The organism is Chryseobacterium sp. RU37D (assembly GCF_900156075.1).
GTDB lineage: Bacteria > Bacteroidota > Bacteroidia > Flavobacteriales > Weeksellaceae > Chryseobacterium.
In genome coordinates this window covers 1-2,936 of sequence record NZ_FTMM01000053.1, presented here as the reverse complement: position 1 = coordinate 2,936, position 2,936 = coordinate 1, and the positions used below count along the sequence as shown (strand labels likewise).

The window sequence follows — 2,936 nt, the reverse complement described above, 5'->3', positions numbered from 1 at the left end:
ATAAGATTTGAAACGTTGGATATTACTTGGAAGAATCTGCATTTTTTAGCATTTTCTTTAAGATTAATCAAAAAATTAAAAGTTTAAACAACTTCATAAAGAAGTATTTAGACTCATTATAAATTTCCAAAATAAAGCCTAATATATTTCATGATTCAAAATTCATAAGATATATTTAATTTTGCATAATGAAATCCCATTTGGAACTTCATGTTAAAATTTTAAATAAATAATGAATTCTTTAATAGATAAATATAATATTCCCGGTCCACGCTACACCTCTTATCCTACAGTTCCTTATTGGGATGAAAATTCTTTCTCACCAGAACTTTGGAAGCAAAGTGTGATCAAGACTTTTAAGGAGACGAATGCAGAGGAAGGAATTTCTATTTATATTCACCTGCCATTTTGTGAGGCTTTATGTACATTTTGTGCTTGTCATAAGCGTATTACGAAGCAGCACAGTGTGGAAATTCCATATTTGGAAAGTGTATTGAAAGAGTGGCAGTTGTACCTTCAGCTATTCGATGAAAAACCCAAATTGAAGGAACTTCACTTAGGGGGAGGAACCCCAACTTTCTTCTCTCCTGAGAATTTAAGAAAATTATTAACCGGAATTTTCGGAACGGTTGAAATTGCAGATCATCAGGAATTTTCTTTTGAAGGGCACCCGAATAATACGACAAGAGAACATTTGGAAACTTTGTATGAATTAGGTTTCAGAAGGGTAAGTTTTGGAGTTCAGGACTACGATCCGAAAGTTCAGAAGGCAATTAATAGAATTCAGCCTTTTGAAAAGGTTAAAAAAGTTACAGAATGGGCAAGGGAAATAGGATACAGAGGTGTCAGCCATGACCTGGTTTTCGGGCTTCCGCATCAGACCTGGGAAGCGATAGAACACACAATCAGCAAAACAATGGAATTGAAGCCTGATCGTTTGGCATTTTATTCTTACGCACACGTTCCGTGGGTAAAAGGTGTTGGACAAAGAGGTTTCGATGAAAATGACCTGCCGAGCGGTGAAGAAAAACGTCGTTTGTATGAAGATGGCAAAAAATTATTAGAAGAATTAGGCTATATCGAGGTTGGAATGGATCATTTTTCTTTGGAACATGATGATTTATATCAGTCTTTAATTCAAAAAAAATTGCATAGAAATTTCATGGGCTACACTTCTAGTAAGACTCAGTTAATGGTTGGTTTGGGAATGTCTGCAATTTCGGATTCTTGGTATGCTTTTGCTCAAAATGTAAAAACGGTGGAAGAATATCAGAATATGGTGGAAGAAGGTAAAGTTCCTGTAGTGAAAGGTCATATTCTGAATGAAGAAGATCTTATTGTCAGAAAACATATTTTAAATTTAATGTGTCAGCTGGAAACTACTTTTGACGTTAATAATTCTTTTCCAGAGCTTGAAAATGCATTCGAAATGTTGAAGGAAATGGAAAAAGATGAATTGGTGGAAATTCATGAAAATCAGATAAAAATTACGAAAAAAGGAAGAGCATTTACAAGAAATGTAGCAATGGTTTTTGATCTTAGAATGATGAGAAACAAACCCGAAACGAGAATTTTTTCCATGACGATCTAGTCTATGAATAGGAAAGTTCTTTTGGTAATATTGTATTTGTATGCACTGATTTTTAGTGTTTTAAAAACAATAAGATTTCCGAATGACTGGGCAGAAGCACATTGGATGCTCGATTACAGATTTGGATTTATCAAAAGAGGTCTGGCTGGTGAAATTTTTGGCTGGTTTTTTGAGAAAAATGAATTTAATATTTTAATTTTTTCAGCAGGAATTTTGTTTTTGCTATATGTTTTGATATTTATAATTACTAGTAAAGAGATTTTTAAAAAGGAAAATAGTTTTTATAGAATATTATTTTTATTGAACTTTTTTCTGTCTCAATATATCATATTTTCAGTACACTTAATTGGATATCTGGATCATGTTGTCTTTTTGTTGACGATTTTAATTGTTTATTTAATTCAACGGAAAAAAATCCTCTTATCATCTTTGATTGCGACATTTTGTATTTTGATTCATGAGATTTCTTTTTTCTTGATGATTCCAATAAGTTGTTTCGCTTTGATTATTAATGAGATTTCAATTGAAAATTTTTCATTTAAAAATATCTTTTCGAAGAATATTGTAAAGAAGCTGACTTTGTTTTTAGTGTTACCTTTTGTAACGACAATTTCGGTTTCAATATATCAGGAAATAATTGACGAAAATTACTTTTCTTTGATTTTTAATTATTTAAAACAAATTCCATTTATAGCGGAAAAACCGGCAGATTCCGTAAGTTCAGCGTACACAAAAAGTTTTTCTTATTACTTTAAAGAAGAGAGTGTAAGTTTTATTCAAAGATTATTTATTTCAAAAGGAACAGTTTTTTATGGAATCCCGATTCTTTTTTCTCTTTGGATGATCTTTAATGAATTTAAATTAAAACAAAACATTCAACTATTCATTTTGCTTGCTGTAATTGCTTTTATTCCTCTGGTGCTTCACTCCATTGCGTATGATACGTATAGAATCTGGTCTTTTCCTTTTATGATTTTATTTTTAGTCTTTTGGATTTTAAGTTCAAAATTTAAATCAGACAAAAAAGAAGTGAGAAATTTATTAACTATTGAAATCGTATTTTTCTTATTGGCGTTTTTGCTGGTAACATTGGTTCCCAACGTTTTATTTGATGAGCAAACAGAAAGATTTTCATTAATAAGTAGAATTGTGATAATTATTCCGATGTTTATAATGTTATATTTTATAAAAAAGCCCCAATCGAAAAGAATTGAGGCTTCAAAAAATGTTTAAGAATATTTTTACTTAATGAAGTTGTTTAAACTTTTAATTTTTTGATTAATCTTAAAGAAAATGCTAAAAAATGCAGATTCTTCCAAGTAATATCCAACGTTTCAAATCTTAT

At 30.5% G+C, this 2,936-nt stretch carries 2 protein-coding genes; both read left to right on the top strand.

The window, feature by feature from the left end; all coding sequences use genetic code 11:
* Nucleotides 1-232: 232 nt before the first annotated feature.
* Complete coding sequence (hemN, locus tag BW926_RS13905) at nt 233-1,591, top strand: oxygen-independent coproporphyrinogen III oxidase (RefSeq protein ID WP_076447933.1); 1,359 nt, start codon at nt 233-235, stop codon at nt 1,589-1,591.
* A 231-nt stretch (nt 1,592-1,822) separates the two neighbouring features.
* A complete protein-coding gene (locus BW926_RS13900; protein ID WP_143756562.1) occupies nt 1,823-2,824 on the top strand; it encodes a hypothetical protein in 1,002 nt (333 codons plus the stop codon).
* Nucleotides 2,825-2,936: the final 112 nt, after the last annotated feature.

What these genes read in the sequence shown, in the direction of transcription:
- hemN (WP_076447933.1), top strand. Translation starts at nt 233, where the DNA reads ATGAATTCTTTAATAGATAAATATAATATTCCCGGTCCACGCTACACC.